14 protein-coding genes are annotated in these 13,478 nt (G+C 70.9%); all 14 read left to right on the top strand.

From position 1 onward, the window contains the following. Window positions 1–59: 59 nt before the first annotated feature. The 14 genes from ACGFI9_RS08425 (at window position 60) to nuoK (ending at window position 13,476) form a co-directional block, all read left to right on the top strand. Entirely contained in the window at window positions 60–770 is a 711-nt protein-coding gene (locus ACGFI9_RS08425) for a demethylmenaquinone methyltransferase (protein ID WP_393176363.1), read from the top strand. Window positions 771–851: 81 nt separating this feature from the next. Further along, window positions 852–1,070 carry a hypothetical protein gene (locus ACGFI9_RS08420; RefSeq protein ID WP_393176361.1) on the top strand — a complete coding sequence of 73 codons (219 nt, stop codon included), beginning with the start codon at window positions 852–854 and terminating at the stop codon, window positions 1,068–1,070. A gap of 134 nt (window positions 1,071–1,204) precedes the next feature. After that, the gene (locus ACGFI9_RS08415) at window positions 1,205–2,479 is read left to right on the top strand and encodes a geranylgeranyl reductase family protein (RefSeq protein ID WP_393176359.1); all 1,275 of its coding nucleotides are present in this window, start codon (window positions 1,205–1,207) and stop codon (window positions 2,477–2,479) included. Window positions 2,480–2,612: 133 nt separating this feature from the next. Next, complete coding sequence (locus tag ACGFI9_RS08410) at window positions 2,613–2,978, top strand: NADH-quinone oxidoreductase subunit A (RefSeq protein WP_355638086.1); 366 nt, start codon at window positions 2,613–2,615, stop codon at window positions 2,976–2,978. A gap of 14 nt (window positions 2,979–2,992) precedes the next feature. Beyond that, window positions 2,993–3,670 (top strand): NuoB/complex I 20 kDa subunit family protein, encoded by a 678-nt coding sequence (locus ACGFI9_RS08405; protein ID WP_393176356.1) that lies wholly within the window; start codon window positions 2,993–2,995, stop codon window positions 3,668–3,670. After that, entirely contained in the window at window positions 3,667–4,398 is a 732-nt protein-coding gene (locus ACGFI9_RS08400) for an NADH-quinone oxidoreductase subunit C (RefSeq protein WP_393176354.1), read from the top strand. The genes ACGFI9_RS08405 and ACGFI9_RS08400 overlap by 4 nt, the downstream gene beginning before the upstream one ends. Beyond that, entirely contained in the window at window positions 4,395–5,723 is a 1,329-nt protein-coding gene (locus ACGFI9_RS08395; RefSeq protein ID WP_393176352.1) for an NADH-quinone oxidoreductase subunit D, read from the top strand. The genes ACGFI9_RS08400 and ACGFI9_RS08395 overlap by 4 nt, the downstream gene beginning before the upstream one ends. After that, the gene (gene nuoE, locus ACGFI9_RS08390; RefSeq protein WP_393176350.1) at window positions 5,720–6,595 is read left to right on the top strand and encodes an NADH-quinone oxidoreductase subunit NuoE; all 876 of its coding nucleotides are present in this window, start codon (window positions 5,720–5,722) and stop codon (window positions 6,593–6,595) included. Before ACGFI9_RS08395 ends, nuoE begins: the two co-directional genes overlap by 4 nt. Then, entirely contained in the window at window positions 6,592–7,908 is a 1,317-nt protein-coding gene (gene nuoF, locus ACGFI9_RS08385; RefSeq protein ID WP_393176348.1) for an NADH-quinone oxidoreductase subunit NuoF, read from the top strand. Before nuoE ends, nuoF begins: the two co-directional genes overlap by 4 nt. Beyond that, the gene (locus tag ACGFI9_RS08380; protein WP_393176346.1) at window positions 7,908–10,394 is read left to right on the top strand and encodes an NADH-quinone oxidoreductase subunit G; all 2,487 of its coding nucleotides are present in this window, start codon (window positions 7,908–7,910) and stop codon (window positions 10,392–10,394) included. Before nuoF ends, ACGFI9_RS08380 begins: the two co-directional genes overlap by 1 nt. Then, entirely contained in the window at window positions 10,391–11,749 is a 1,359-nt protein-coding gene (gene nuoH / locus ACGFI9_RS08375; RefSeq protein WP_393176344.1) for an NADH-quinone oxidoreductase subunit NuoH, read from the top strand. The genes ACGFI9_RS08380 and nuoH overlap by 4 nt, the downstream gene beginning before the upstream one ends. Before the next feature lies 1 nt (window position 11,750). Further along, window positions 11,751–12,392, top strand: a complete 642-nt coding sequence (nuoI, locus tag ACGFI9_RS08370; RefSeq protein ID WP_393176342.1) for an NADH-quinone oxidoreductase subunit NuoI — start codon at window positions 11,751–11,753, stop codon at window positions 12,390–12,392. Then, complete coding sequence (locus ACGFI9_RS08365; protein ID WP_393176340.1) at window positions 12,389–13,162, top strand: NADH-quinone oxidoreductase subunit J; 774 nt, start codon at window positions 12,389–12,391, stop codon at window positions 13,160–13,162. The genes nuoI and ACGFI9_RS08365 overlap by 4 nt, the downstream gene beginning before the upstream one ends. Beyond that, complete coding sequence (nuoK, locus tag ACGFI9_RS08360; protein WP_393176338.1) at window positions 13,159–13,476, top strand: NADH-quinone oxidoreductase subunit NuoK; 318 nt, start codon at window positions 13,159–13,161, stop codon at window positions 13,474–13,476. Before ACGFI9_RS08365 ends, nuoK begins: the two co-directional genes overlap by 4 nt. Window positions 13,477–13,478: the final 2 nt, after the last annotated feature.

The following is a 13,478-nucleotide window of genomic DNA, read 5'->3' as shown; positions in this document are numbered from 1 at the left end:
TCCCGCCCCTCGGCGTACCCGGGAGGCACCGGTCGCGGGTCGGCTGGCAGAGTGGAGGGGTGAGCCGTACCCCCCAGGGCCAGCGCGCCAGTCTGGACAAGCAGCCGCACGAGGTCGCCGCGATGTTCGACGGCGTGGCGGCCCGCTACGACCTGACGAACACGGTGATGACCGCCGGTCGGGACCGGGCCTGGCGCCGGGCCACCCGGGAGGCGCTCGGCTTGCGTCCGGGGGAGCGGGTGCTGGACGTGGGTGCCGGGACGGGCGTCTCCACCGAGGAGTTGAGCCGCTCCGGCGCCTACGCGGTCGGTGCCGACCTCTCCCTCGGCATGCTCCGGGCCGGTCGCCAGGCCCGCCCGCACGTGCCGCTGCTGGCCGGCGACGCGCTGCGGCTGCCCTTCCCGGACGCCACCTTCGACGCGGTGACCATCTCCTTCGCGCTGCGTAACGTGGTCGACACCCAGGCGGCGCTGCGCGAGTTCGCCCGGGTGACCCGCCCGGGTGGCCGGCTGGTGATCTGCGAGTTGAGCCATCCGACCAACCCGCTGTTCCGCACCGCGTACCTGTCGTACCTGATGCGGTGGTTGCCGACCGCGGCCCGGGTGGTCTCCAGCAACCCGGACGCGTACGTCTATCTGATCGAGTCGATCCGGGCCTGGCCGGACCAGGCCGCCCTGGCGGCGCGGATCGAGGAGGCCGGCTGGGGGCGGGTCGCCTGGCGCAACCTGACCGGCGGCCTGGCGGCGCTGCACCGGGCGATCCGGGACTGACCGCCCGCATCCCGCAGGCAAAATCGCCTATTTCGTAAATATCCGCACCTTTAGTCTACTTTGCCCCGTAAGCTCGCCCGCATGACGGGACCAGAGCACGCGGCCACGGACGACGACGCCGCGGAACTCATCGCCCAGCTGAAGGAGCTGGCCGGCGCGGATCCCGCCGACGTCCGTCAGGTGGTGGCCGAGGTGCTGGCCGCGCTCGACCGGGCCGCCGGGGGCGCGCTGCGTGAGCACCTGCCCGAGACGATCCGGGTCGACGCCGGCCTGGGACCTGCGAACGCCGCCCGTCCGTGACGCCGAAGTGGACTCCGACCGGCGCGTTTCCGGGAAGTTAGGTACCCCTCACCAGCCACACGTATGACTCCGGTCATAGACTCCAACCCGATCGGCTTGTGAAGCATTTCACGAGCATGCGGGAGGAGGCGCAGATGACCGCGGTGGAGCACGACGCCGACGTGATCGTCGTGGGCGCCGGTCCCGGAGGATCGGCGACCGCGTACCACCTGGCGCGGCACGGCGTACGCGTGCTGCTGCTGGAGAAGACCGAGTTTCCCCGGGAGAAGGTCTGCGGCGACGGGTTGACCCCGCGCGCCGTGCGGCAGCTCATCCGGATGGGCGTGGACACCTCGCCCGAGGCCGGCTGGCTGCACAACAAGGGCCTCCGGGTGATCGGCGGCGGGGTACGCCTGGAACTGGACTGGCCCGATCTGGCCAGCTTCCCCAACTACGGCCTGGTCCGGACCCGGCTCGACTTCGACGACCTGCTCGCCCAGCGGGCCGTCGCGGCCGGGGCGAAGCTGCGGACCAGCGTGAACGTGATCGGTCCGGTGCTGGACGCCGACGACCGGGTGATCGGCGTGCAGGCCGAGGTGGGCCCGGAGAAGGAGCCGGCCACCTTCCATGCCCCGCTGGTGGTCGCCGCGGACGGCGTGTCCGGCCGCTTCCCGCTCTCCCTCGGGCTGGCCAAGCGGGAGGACCGGCCGATCGGCGTCGCGGTGCGCCGCTACTACCGGTCACCGGCCAAGCACGACGACGACTACCTGGAGTCGTGGCTGGAGCTGCGGGCCAAGGGCAGCGACGCGCTGCTGCCCGGGTACGGCTGGATCTTCGGCCTCGGCGACGGCCGGGTCAACGTCGGCCTGGGCGTGCTCAACTCCTCCGCCGCCTTCGGCAAGACCAACTACCGGCGGCTGCTCACCGACTGGCTGGCCAACACCCCGGAGGACTGGGGGATGACCGACGAGGCCAACGCGGAGGGGCCGATCCTCGGCGCCGCGCTGCCGATGGGCTTCAACCGGGTGCCGCACTACACCCGCGGCGTCCTGCTGGTCGGCGACTCCGGCGGCATGGTCAACCCGTTCAACGGCGAGGGCATCGCGTACGCGATGGAGTCCGGCGAACTGGCCGCCGAGGTGGCCGTGCAGGCGCTCGCCCGGCCGGCCGGCGCCGAGCGGGAGCGGGCGCTGCTGGCGTACCCGCAGGAGCTGAAGGCGCGCTTCGGCGGCTACTACCGGCTCGGCGGGGTCTTCGTGAAGCTGATCGGCCGGCCGGAGGTCATGCGGCTGGCCACCAAGCACGGCATGCCGCACCCGATGCTGATGCGCTTCGTGCTCAAGCTGCTGGCCAACCTGACCGACCCCCGGGGCGGGGACGCGATGGACCGGATCATCAACGCGATGACGCGGGTGGCGCCGGCCGTGTAGGACCACCGGTCCGGGGCCGGCGACGGCCCCGGGCAGGACAAAGATCGACCCCGCCGACCGAGGTCACGAGGGACGTGAATAGTGTGATTTTCGCTAACCACCGAGGTCAGGGAAGGACGAGCAGGAGACAACGATGACGCTCTCTCCTTACGCACCGATCATCGGGCTCTTCGCCCTCGCCGCGGGGTTCGCGCTGTTCTCCGTGGCCGCCGCCCGATTCGCCGGTCCCCGGCGTCTGAACAAGGCCAAGCTCGAGGCGTACGAGTGCGGCATCGAGCCGAGCCCGCAGCCGGTCGGCGGCGGCCGGTTCCCGGTCAAGTTCTACCTGACGGCGATGCTCTTCATCGTCTTCGACATCGAGATCATCTTCCTCTACCCCTGGGCGGTGTCCTTCGACGCCCTGCCGATCTTCGGCTTCGTGGAGATGGTCCTGTTCATCGTCGCGGTCTTCGTCGCTTACGCCTACGTCTGGCGGCGCGGCGGCCTGGACTGGGACTGAGGGAGGTACGGCAGATGGGCATCGAGGAGAAGCTTCCCTCCGGCGTCCTGCTCACCACCGTCGAGAAGCTGGTCAACTGGTCGCGGAAGTCGTCCGTCTGGGGCGCCACCTTCGGCCTGGCCTGCTGCGCCATCGAGATGATGGCGGCCGGTGGCCCGCACTACGACATGGGCCGCTGGGGCATGGAGGTCTTCCGGGCCTCGCCCCGGCAGGCGGACCTGATGATCGTGGCCGGCCGGGTCAGCCAGAAGATGGCCCCGGTGCTGCGCCAGATCTACGACCAGATGGCGGAGCCCCGCTGGGTGCTCTCCATGGGGGTCTGCGCCAGCAGCGGCGGCATGTTCAACAACTACGCCATCGTGCAGGGCGTCGACCACGTCGTCCCGGTCGACATGTACCTCCCGGGCTGCCCGCCCCGCCCCGAGATGCTCATCGACGCGATCCTCAAGCTCCGCGAGAAGATCATGTACGAGCCGCTGGGCCCGAACGGCCGCAAGATGCTGGAGGCCCGCAAGGAGCGCGGTGACGTGCCCGTGGTGCCGTACGGCTCGATGCCGTCGTCGTACCGCAACGACAAGGCCCGGCGCGCCGAGTGGACCAAGGCGGTCCGCGAGGGTCGTGAGGAGCAGTTGCGGATCGAGAACTGGATGAAGGCGCAGAACCACCTCCACTCGCACGGGGGACCGAAGTGAGCAACGACAGCAACAGCACCGGGGGCGTACCGGTACCGGTGACGCCGGCCGGGGCCACCAGCGGCGCGCCGGCCGAGTACCCGCCGGCCAGCCCGGCCGGCCGCGGCATGTTCGGCGTGCACGGCAGCGGCGACGTCTCCGGCTACGGCGGCCTGGTCCGCCCGCGCAAGCCGATCGAGGAGAGCCCCCGGCCGTACGGCGGCTACTTCGACGAGGTCCGGGACGCGCTGGAGGAGGCGTACCCCGAGTTCGGCGACGCGATCGAGAAGGTCGTGGTCGACCGGGGCGAGCTGACCCTGCACGTCCGCCCGGAGCGGATCGCCGAGGTCTGCCAGGTGATGCGCGACGACCTGGCGCTCCGCTTCGAGCTCTGCTCCTCGGTGTCCGGCGTGGACTACCTGGGCGCGGACGAGCGCCGGCTGCACGTGGTCTACCAGCTCACCTCGATGACCTACCGGCGCCGGGTCCGGCTGGAGGCCGCGGTCTCCGTCGAGGACCCGCACCTGCCGAGCGTCACCGGCGTCTACCCGACCGCCGACTGGCAGGAGCGGGAGACGTACGACATGTTCGGCATCGTCTTCGACGGCCACCCCAACCTGACCCGGATCCTCATGCCGGACGACTGGGAGGGGCACCCGCAGCGCAAGGACTACCCCCTCGGCGGCGTGCCCGTCGAGTACAAGGGCGCGGAGATCCCGCCGCCGGACAAGCGGAGGTCGTACCAGTGACGACGTCGAACTACGCGACCGAGCGCGAGACCACCGAGGGCAAGGTCTTCACCGTCACCGGCGGGGACTGGGACCAGGTCGTCTCCGGCACCGATCCGATCAACGACGAGCGGATCGTCGTCAACATGGGTCCGCAGCACCCGTCCACGCACGGCGTGCTCCGGCTGATCCTGGAGCTGGAGGGCGAGACGGTCCGCGAGGCCCGCTCCGTCATCGGCTACCTGCACACCGGCATCGAGAAGAACCTCGAATACCGCAACTGGGTCCAGGGCTCGACCTTCGTGACCCGGATGGACTACCTCGCCCCGCTGTTCAACGAGACGGCGTACGCGCTGGCGGTGGAGAAGCTGCTCGGCATCACCGACGACATCACCGAGCGGGCGACCACCATCCGGGTGCTGATGATGGAGCTCAACCGGATCTCCTCGCACCTGGTCTGGCTGGCCACCACCGGCATGGAGCTGGGCGCGATCTCGATCATGCTGTACGGCTTCCGCGAGCGGGAGTACATCCTCGACATCTTCGAGACCATCACCGGCCTGCGCATGAACCACGCGTACGTGCGGCCGGGCGGGGTGGCGCAGGACGTGCCGGACGACGCGATCGTCAAGATCCGCAACTTCCTGAAGATGATGCCGAAGAAGCTCAAGGAGTACGAGGACCTCCTCTCCGGGCAGCCGATCTGGACCGAGCGCACCAAGAACGTGGCGGTGCTCGACGTGACCGCCTGCCTCGCGCTCGGCGTCACCGGCCCGGTGCTCCGCTCCGCCGGTCTCGCCTGGGACCTGCGCAAGACCATGCCGTACTGCGGCTACGAGACGTACGAGTTCGACGTCCCGACCCACCCCGACGGCGACGTCTGGGGCCGCTATCAGGTCCGGCTCGCCGAGATCCGCGAGTCGCTGAAGCTGGTGGAGCAGGCGGTGGACCGGCTGGCCAAGCCGGGCCCGGTGATGGTGTCCGACAAGAAGATCGCCTGGCCGGCGCAGCTGGCCATCGGCGTCGACGGCATGGGCAACTCGCTGGAGCACGTCGCCAAGATCATGGGTCAGTCGATGGAGTCGCTGATCCACCACTTCAAGCTCGTCACCGAGGGCTTCCGGGTCCCGCCGGGCCAGGTGTACGTCGGCATCGAGTCGCCCCGCGGCGAGCTGGGCGTGCACGCGGTCTCCGACGGCGGCACCCGGCCGTACCGGGTGCACTACCGGGAACCGAGCTTCGTCAACCTCCAGGCGCTCCCGGCGATGGCCGAGGGTGGCCTGATCGCCGACGTGATCGCCGGTGGCGCCTCGCTGGACCCCGTGATGGGTGGATGTGACCGATGAGCGTTTTCAGTGAAGAGACCCGGGCCCGGGCGCGGGAGATCATCGCCCGCTACCCGGCGGACCGGTCCCGCTCGGCCCTGCTGCCGCTGCTGCACCTGGTGCAGTCCGAGGAGGGGTACGTCTCCCCGGCCGGCGTCGAGTTCTGCGCCGAGGTGCTCGGCCTGAACAAGGCCCAGGTCGGCGCGGTGGCCACCTTCTACACCATGTACAAGCGCAAGCCCACCGGTGACTACCTGGTCAGCGTCTGCACCAACACGATGTGCAACGTGCTGGGCGGCCAGGAGGTCTACGACACCCTCGCCGAGCACCTCGGCGTCGGGCACGACGAGACCACCGAGGACGGCAAGATCACCCTGGAGCACGCCGAGTGCCTGGCGGCGTGCGACTACGGCCCGGTGATGACGGTCAACTACGACTTCTTCGACAACGTCGACGCGGACACCGCGCTCGGCGTGGTGAAGGAGCTGCGGGCCGGCGGTCGGCCGATGCCGACCCGGGGCGCCCGGCTCTGCACCCTGAAGGAGATGGCCGTCCAGCTCGCCGGCTTCGCCGACGAGCGGGAGGGCGCGGTGGCCGACGGCGGGCCGGGCGAGCCGAGCCTGCGCGGCCTGCGCCTGGCCGAGCAGCACGGCATCGCGGTGCCGGGCTTCGACCCGAACACCCCGATCCGCAGCAAGGCCGAGGCCGACAAGGCCGCCGCCGAGGCCAAGGCAAAGGCCGAGGCCGCGAAGCCGGCCCCGGCCCAGACCGGCGCGCCGCAGGCGGAGGCCGCCGGCGCGGCCGCCAACCCGCCGGCCGCCGACCGCAAGCCGGCCGGTGACAACGCCGGGGCGCAGCAGCGCAACCTCAAGGAAGCGGAGGCTCAGAAGTGACGACGCCTCGGCCGGAGACGCTGGCCAAGCTGACGCCGGTGCTGACCAAGCGCTGGCTGTCGCCGGACGCCTGGCGGATCGGCACCTACGAGAAGCTGGACGGCTACGCCGCCCTGCGCAAGGCGCTCAGGGCCCACCCGGACGACCTGATCCAGCTGATCAAGGACTCCGGGCTGCGCGGCCGGGGCGGTGCGGGCTTCCCGACCGGGCTCAAGTGGGGCTTCATCCCGCAGGGCGACGGCAAGCCGCACTACCTGGTGGTGAACGCCGACGAGGGCGAGCCGGGCACCTGCAAGGACCTGCCGCTGATGACGCACGACCCGCACTCGCTGGTCGAGGGCGTGATCATCGCGTCGTACGCGATCCGGGCCAACCGCGCCTACATCTACATCCGCGGTGAGGCGGTGCACGCCGCCCGCCGGCTGCGCAACGCGGTCCAGGAGGCGTACGCCAAGGGCTACCTCGGGAAGAACGTCCTCGGCTCCGGGTTCGACCTGGAGCTGGTGGTGCACTCGGGCGCGGGGGCGTACATCTGCGGCGAGGAGACCGCGCTGCTGGACTCGCTGGAGGGCTTCCGGGGCCAGCCCCGGCTGCGCCCGCCGTTCCCGGCGACCCACGGCCTGTACGCCAGCCCGACCGTGGTCAACAACGTCGGCACCATCGCCAGCGTGCCGTACATCGTGCTGGGCGGCGCCGACTGGTGGAAGACCATGGGCACGGAGAAGTCCTCCGGCCCGATGATCTACTCGCTCTCCGGCCGGATCGCCAACCCCGGCCAGTACGAGTGCTCGATGGGGATCACCCTGCGCGAGCTGATCGAGCTGGCCGGCGGCATGCAGCCCGGGCACAACCTGAAGTTCTGGACCCCGGGCGGGTCGTCGACCCCGCTGCTCACCGCCGAGCACCTGGACGTCCCGCTGGACTTCGAGGGGGTGGCGGCGGCCGGCTCGATCCTGGGCACCACGGCCACCCAGATCTTCTCCGACCAGGACTGCCCGGTGTACGCGACCTACCGGTGGCTGGAGTTCTACCACCACGAGTCGTGCGGCAAGTGCACCCCGTGCCGCGAGGGCAACTACTGGATGGTGCGGGTCTACCGGCGCATCCTCGCCGGCCAGGGCACCCACGAGGACCTGGACACCCTGCTCGACACCTGCGACAACATCCTCGGCCGCTCGTTCTGCGGTCTGGGTGACGGTGCGACCAGCTCGGTGACCTCGTCGCTGAAGTACTTCAAGCAGGACTACCTCGACTACATCGAGGGACGTACCGCACCGAAGCTGTCGGACAAGCAGCTGGTGGGAGCGCACTGATGACCGACGTAGCCAAGCAGACCGAGACCGTCACGCTCACCATCGACGGCGTCCAGGTCACCGCGCCCAAGGGGGCGCTGCTGATCCGGGTCGCCGAACAGCTGGGCACCGAGATCCCGCGGTTCTGCGACCACCCGCTGCTGGCCCCGGCCGGCGCCTGCCGGCAGTGCCTGGTGGAGGTGGAGGGCCAGCGCAAGCCGGTCGCCTCCTGCACCCAGACCGTCGCCGACGGCATGGTGGTGCGAACCCAGCTCACCTCGCCGGTCGCCAAGAAGGCGCAGGAGGGGGTGATGGAGCTGCTGCTCCTCAACCACCCCCTGGACTGCCCGATGTGTGACAAGGGCGGCGAGTGCCCGCTGCAGAACCAGGCGATGTCGACCGGCCGGACCGACTCGCGGTTCCACGAGCACAAGCGGGAGTACCCCAAGCCGCTGCCGATCAGCACCCAGGTGCTGCTCGACCGCGAGCGCTGCGTGCTCTGCCAGCGCTGCACCCGGTTCTCCGAGGAGATCGCCGGCGACAAGTTCATCGACCTGATGGGCCGGTCGTCCGCCGAGGAGATCAACATCTACCGGGACGACGCGTACGGCGTGGAGTCCGGCGAGGACAGCGGGGACGTCCCGTTCAACTCGTACTTCTCCGGGAACACCGTGCAGATCTGCCCGGTGGGCGCGCTGACCGGCGCGCAGTACCGGTTCCGGGCCCGCCCGTTCGACCTGGTCTCCACCCCGAGCGTGTGCGAGCACTGCTCGGCCGGTTGCGCCCAGCGCACCGACTGGCGGCGCGGCAAGGTGCTGCGCCGGCTGGCCGGCGACGACCCGGCGGTGAACGAGGAGTGGAACTGCGACAAGGGCCGCTGGGGCTTCCAGTACGCCCGCGCGTTCGACCGGCTCACCACCCCGCTGGTCCGCGACGAGCGGACCGGTGAGCTGCGCGAGGCCTCCTGGAGCGAGGCGCTGACCCGGGCCGCCGAGGGGCTGCGCGCCGCCCGGGACGGCGGGCAGGGCTCGGCGGTGCTGACCGGCGGCCGGCTGACCGTCGAGGACGCCTACGCGTACGCCAAGTTCGCCCGGGTCGCGCTGCACACCAACGACATCGACTTCCGGGCCCGCCCGGTCTCCCGCGAGGAGGCCGACTTCCTGGCCAGCAGCGTCGCCGGGGTCACCGACGTGACCTACACGGACGTGGAGAACGCGCCCGCGGTGGTGCTGGTCGGCCTGGAGCCGGAGGAGGAGTGCCCGATCCTCTTCCTGCGGCTGCGCAAGGCGTACCTGAAGAAGAAGCTCACCGTGTACGCGATCGCGCCGTTCGCGACCCGCGGCCTGGAGAAGCTCGGGGCCAAGCTGGCCCGGGTGGTGCCCGGCGAGGAGGCCAGCGTGCTGGCCGAGCACGCCACGGTGGCCGAGGCGCTGAGCCAGCCGGGGGCGATCCTGATCGTCGGCGAGCGGCTGGGCGCGGTGCCGGGCGGGCTCTCCGCCGCGGCGGACGTCGCCCGGCGTACCGGTGCCAAGCTGGCCTGGGTGCCGCGACGCGCGGGCGACCGTGGTGCGGTCGACGCGGGCTGCCTGCCCAACCTGCTCCCCGGCGGTCGCGTGGTCACCGAGCCGGCGGCCCGCGCCGAGCTGGGCGAGGCGTGGGACATCGCGGCCGGGGTGATCCCGAGCCAGGCCGGCCGGGACACCGACGGCATCCTCACCGCGGCGGCCAACGGGCAGCTCGGCGCCCTGGTGGTGGCCGGCGTCGACCCGGCCGACCTGGCCGACCCGCGCCTGGCCGAGCAGGCCCTCGACGCGGTGCCGTTCCTGGTCAGCCTGGAGCTGCGGATGAGCCCGGTGGCCCGGCGGGCGGACGTGGTCTTCCCGGTCGCCCCGGTGGTCGAGAAGGCCGGCAGCTTCCTGGACTGGGAGGGCCGGCTGCGCACCTTCGGGGCGGTGCTGGAGACCGACGCGATGAACGACGGCCGGGTGCTCGACGCGCTCGCCGCGCAGCTCGACGTCCGGCTCGGCACCGGCGACGTGATGAGCGTCCGCCGTGAGCTGGGCGCGCTGCCGCCGACCCGGGTGGACTCCCCGGCCGTCCCCACCGTGGAGCCGGCCGCCGTCCCCCAGCCCGGGCCCGGCGAGGCCGTGCTGGCCACCTGGCACCAGCTGATCGACCTGGGCAGCCTCACCGACGGCGACGAGCACCTCGCCGGCACCGCCCGCCCGCCGGTGGTCCGGCTGGGCAAGGGCACCGCCGAGGCGATCGGTGTGGCCGACGGTGACCCGGTGACCGTGGGCACCGACCGCGGCGCGGTCACCCTGCCGGCGGCCATCACCGAGATGCCGGACGGCGTCGTCTGGCTGCCGACCAACTCACCCGGCTCGACCGTCCGGCGCAGCCTCGGCGCGACGTCCGGTGCGGTCGTGAAGGTCACCGCCGCCGCGATCGCCGCGGACGCGGCCGGTCGCCCGGGTCCGCTCCTCAACGCTGGGGGTGTTCAATGAGCCCGGTCCTCGCGGCCGCGCAGGATCCGACGCTGGCCGACTTCGGCAAGGATCCGTGGTGGCTGGTCCTCATCAAGATCCTGTTCGCCTTCGTCTTCGGCCTGCTGGCCACGCTGCTCGGCGTCTGGTTCGAGCGCCGGGTGGTCGGCTACATGCAGGTGCGGCCCGGCCCCAACCAGGTCGGCCCGTTCGGCCTGCTGCAGACGCTCGCCGACGGTCTGAAGATGGCCTTCAAGGAGGACATCCTCCCCCGGGCCGCCGACAAGGTCGTCTACTTCTTCGCGCCGACCATCTCGGTGATCTGCGCGGTCACCGCGCTGTCGGTGGTGCCGTTCGGGCCGAAGGTCAGCATCTTCGGGCACTGGACGCCGCTGCAGGTCACCGACGTGTCGGTGGCGGTGCTGGTGCTGCTGGCCTGCTCCTCGATGGGCATCTACGGCATCGTGCTCGGCGGCTGGGCCTCCGGCTCGACCTACCCGCTGCTGGGTGGTCTCCGGTCCAGCGCCCAGATGATCTCGTACGAGGTCGCCATGGGGCTGAGCATCGTGGCGGTGTTCATGACCGCCGGCACGATGTCCACCAGCGGGATCGTCGCCAAGCAGGCGCACGGCAGCCAGCTGGACATCCTCGGCTGGAGCGTCACCGCGCCCGGCTGGTACGCGATCCTGCTGCTGCCGAGCTTCATCATCTTCTTCATCGCCACGGTCGGTGAGACCAACCGGGCGCCGTTCGACCTGCCCGAGGCGGAGTCGGAGCTGGTCGCGGGCTTCATGACCGAGTACAGCTCGCTGAAGTTCGCGCTCTTCATGCTCTCCGAGTACGTCTCGATGGTGACCATGTCCGCGGTCACCACCACGCTGTTCCTCGGTGGCTGGCGGGCCCCGGCCCCGATCACCACCTTCTGGGCCGGCGCCAACTCCGGCTGGTGGCCGATGCTCTGGTTCTTCGGCAAGGTGCTGATCCTGGTCTTCGTCTTCGTCTGGCTGCGGGGCACGCTGCCCCGGCTCCGGTACGACCAGTTCATGCGCTTCGGCTGGAAGGTCCTGCTCCCGATCAACCTGGTCTGGATCCTGGTGCTGGCCGGGCTCCGCTCGATCGAGGACTGGGAGCGGCCGCAGCGGCTCCTCGCCACCGGCATCGGCGCGGGCGTCCTGCTGCTGGCCACGCTCTTCTGGCCGAGCAAGCGCAAGGAGCCGAGGCCGCCGCTGCAGGAGCAGGTCAACAGCCGGCCGCACGGCAGCTTCCCGCTGCCGCCGATGGACCTGCAGGTACCACCGAGCCCGCGCACCAAGCGCGTGGTCGCCGAGCGGGAGCCGGCCAACGTCGCCGCCGGCCCGGACTCCAGGGAGGTGTGACGTGGGCGCGATCACCGGAACGTTCAAGGGCTTCGGGGTCACCTTCTCGCACATGTTCAGGAAGGTCGTCACCACCGACTACCCGTTCAAGCCGCCGGTCTCGGCGCCGCGCTACCACGGGCGGCACATCCTCAACCGGCACCCGGACGGGCTGGAGAAGTGCATCGGCTGCGAGCTGTGCGCCTGGGCCTGCCCGGCCGACGCGATCTACGTCGAGGGTGGCGACAACACCGAGGAGCAGCGCTTCTCCCCCGGTGAGCGGTACGCCAGCGTCTACCAGATCAACTACGCCCGCTGCATCTTCTGCGGGCTCTGCATCGAGGCCTGCCCGACCCGTTCGCTCACCATGAGCAACGAGTACGAGCTGGCCCGGGACAACCGGCAGGACCTGATCTTCACCAAGGAGCAGCTGCTCGCGCCGCTGCTGCCGGGGATGGAGCAGCCGCCGCACCCGATGCGGCTGGGTGACAGCGAGAAGGACTACTACGTCGGCAGCCTGACCAACCCGGGCACCTCGGCCGGCGCCGAGCGTTCGCCGATGGGGCCCGGCCGGTACCAGGTGGACGAGCACCCCGGCGTGACGTTCCCGGGCGCCGAGCAGGCGGCCCAGCGGGTGGCGGCAGGCAAGGGAGACACGGCATGACCACGCAGACGGTGCTCGCCGAGGCGGCCTCGGTCGGCGGCGGCGAGGCGGTGACCTTCTGGATCCTCGCCCCGCTGGCCCTGATCGGCGCGATCGGCATGGTGTGGGCACGCAACGCGGTGCACTCGGCGCTCTGGCTGGTGCTGACCATGCTCTGCCTGGGCGTGTTCTACGTCCTCCAGGCCGGGCCGTTCATCGGCATGGTGCAGATCATCGTCTACACCGGCGCGATCATGATGCTCTTCCTGTTCGTGCTGATGCTGGTCGGCCGGGACGCCTCCGACTCGCTGATCGAGACGCTGCGCGGGCAGCGTACGGCGGCGATCGTGCTGGCCCTCGGCTTCGCCGGCCTGGTCGGCACCGGCCTGTACCGGGCGCTCGACGGGATCCGGGCCGTCGGCCTGGACCAGCCGAACGCCGAGGGCAACGTGCAGGGCATCGCCCGGCTGCTCTTCACCAAGTACGTCTTCGCCTTCGAGCTGACCTCGGCGCTGCTGATCACGGCGGCCGTCGGCGCGATGGTGCTGGCGCACGTCGAGCGGCGCAAGGAGGACCGGATGGACCAGGTCGCCACCATGAAGGCCCGGTTCCGCCCCGGCAACTACCCCGGCCCGAAGCCCGGCCCGGGTGTCTTCGCCACGTCGAGTTCGGTGGCCACGCCGGCCCGCCTGCCGGACGGCCGGCTGACCGAGCGGAGCATCCCGGAGATCCTGCCGGCGCGGGAGCTGACCGCCGAGGAAACCTCCCTGAAGGGGACGGAAAAGAAATGAACAGCTTCTTCTCGGTCGAGCCGAACTACTACCTGGTCCTCGCCGCGGTGCTCTTCACCATCGGCGCGGTCGGGGTGCTGGTCCGGCGGAACGCGATCGTCCTGTTCATGTGCGTCGAGCTGATGCTCAACGCGGCGAACCTGACGCTGGTCACCTTCAGCCGGATCAACGGCGATCTGAACGGCCAGATCATGGCGTTCTTCGTGATGGTGGTGGCCGCGGCCGAGGTCGTGGTCGGGCTCGCGATCATCATGTCGATCTTCCGGACCCGACGCTCGGCGAGCGTCGACGACGCCAACCTGCTGAAGTACTGAGG

Source organism: Micromonospora sp. NPDC048930 (assembly GCF_043197935.1).
Classification (GTDB): Bacteria; Actinomycetota; Actinomycetes; order Mycobacteriales; family Micromonosporaceae; genus Micromonospora.
Note: the sequence above shows the minus strand (reverse complement) of the source record. Positions and strands in the feature narration are given on the sequence as shown.

Excerpts from the sequence above, each read along its gene's own strand:
- ACGFI9_RS08420 (WP_393176361.1), top strand. The coding sequence starts at position 852 with ATGACGGGACCAGAGCACGCGGCCACGGACGACGACGCCGCGGAACTC.
- ACGFI9_RS08415 (WP_393176359.1), top strand. The coding sequence starts at position 1,205 with ATGACCGCGGTGGAGCACGACGCCGACGTGATCGTCGTGGGCGCCGGT.
- ACGFI9_RS08410 (WP_355638086.1), top strand. The coding sequence starts at position 2,613 with ATGACGCTCTCTCCTTACGCACCGATCATCGGGCTCTTCGCCCTCGCC.
- ACGFI9_RS08405 (WP_393176356.1), top strand. The coding sequence starts at position 2,993 with ATGGGCATCGAGGAGAAGCTTCCCTCCGGCGTCCTGCTCACCACCGTC.
- nuoE (WP_393176350.1), top strand. The coding sequence starts at position 5,720 with ATGAGCGTTTTCAGTGAAGAGACCCGGGCCCGGGCGCGGGAGATCATC.
- ACGFI9_RS08380 (WP_393176346.1), top strand. The coding sequence starts at position 7,908 with ATGACCGACGTAGCCAAGCAGACCGAGACCGTCACGCTCACCATCGAC.
- nuoH (WP_393176344.1), top strand. The coding sequence starts at position 10,391 with ATGAGCCCGGTCCTCGCGGCCGCGCAGGATCCGACGCTGGCCGACTTC.
- ACGFI9_RS08365 (WP_393176340.1), top strand. The coding sequence starts at position 12,389 with ATGACCACGCAGACGGTGCTCGCCGAGGCGGCCTCGGTCGGCGGCGGC.
- nuoK (WP_393176338.1), top strand. The coding sequence starts at position 13,159 with ATGAACAGCTTCTTCTCGGTCGAGCCGAACTACTACCTGGTCCTCGCC.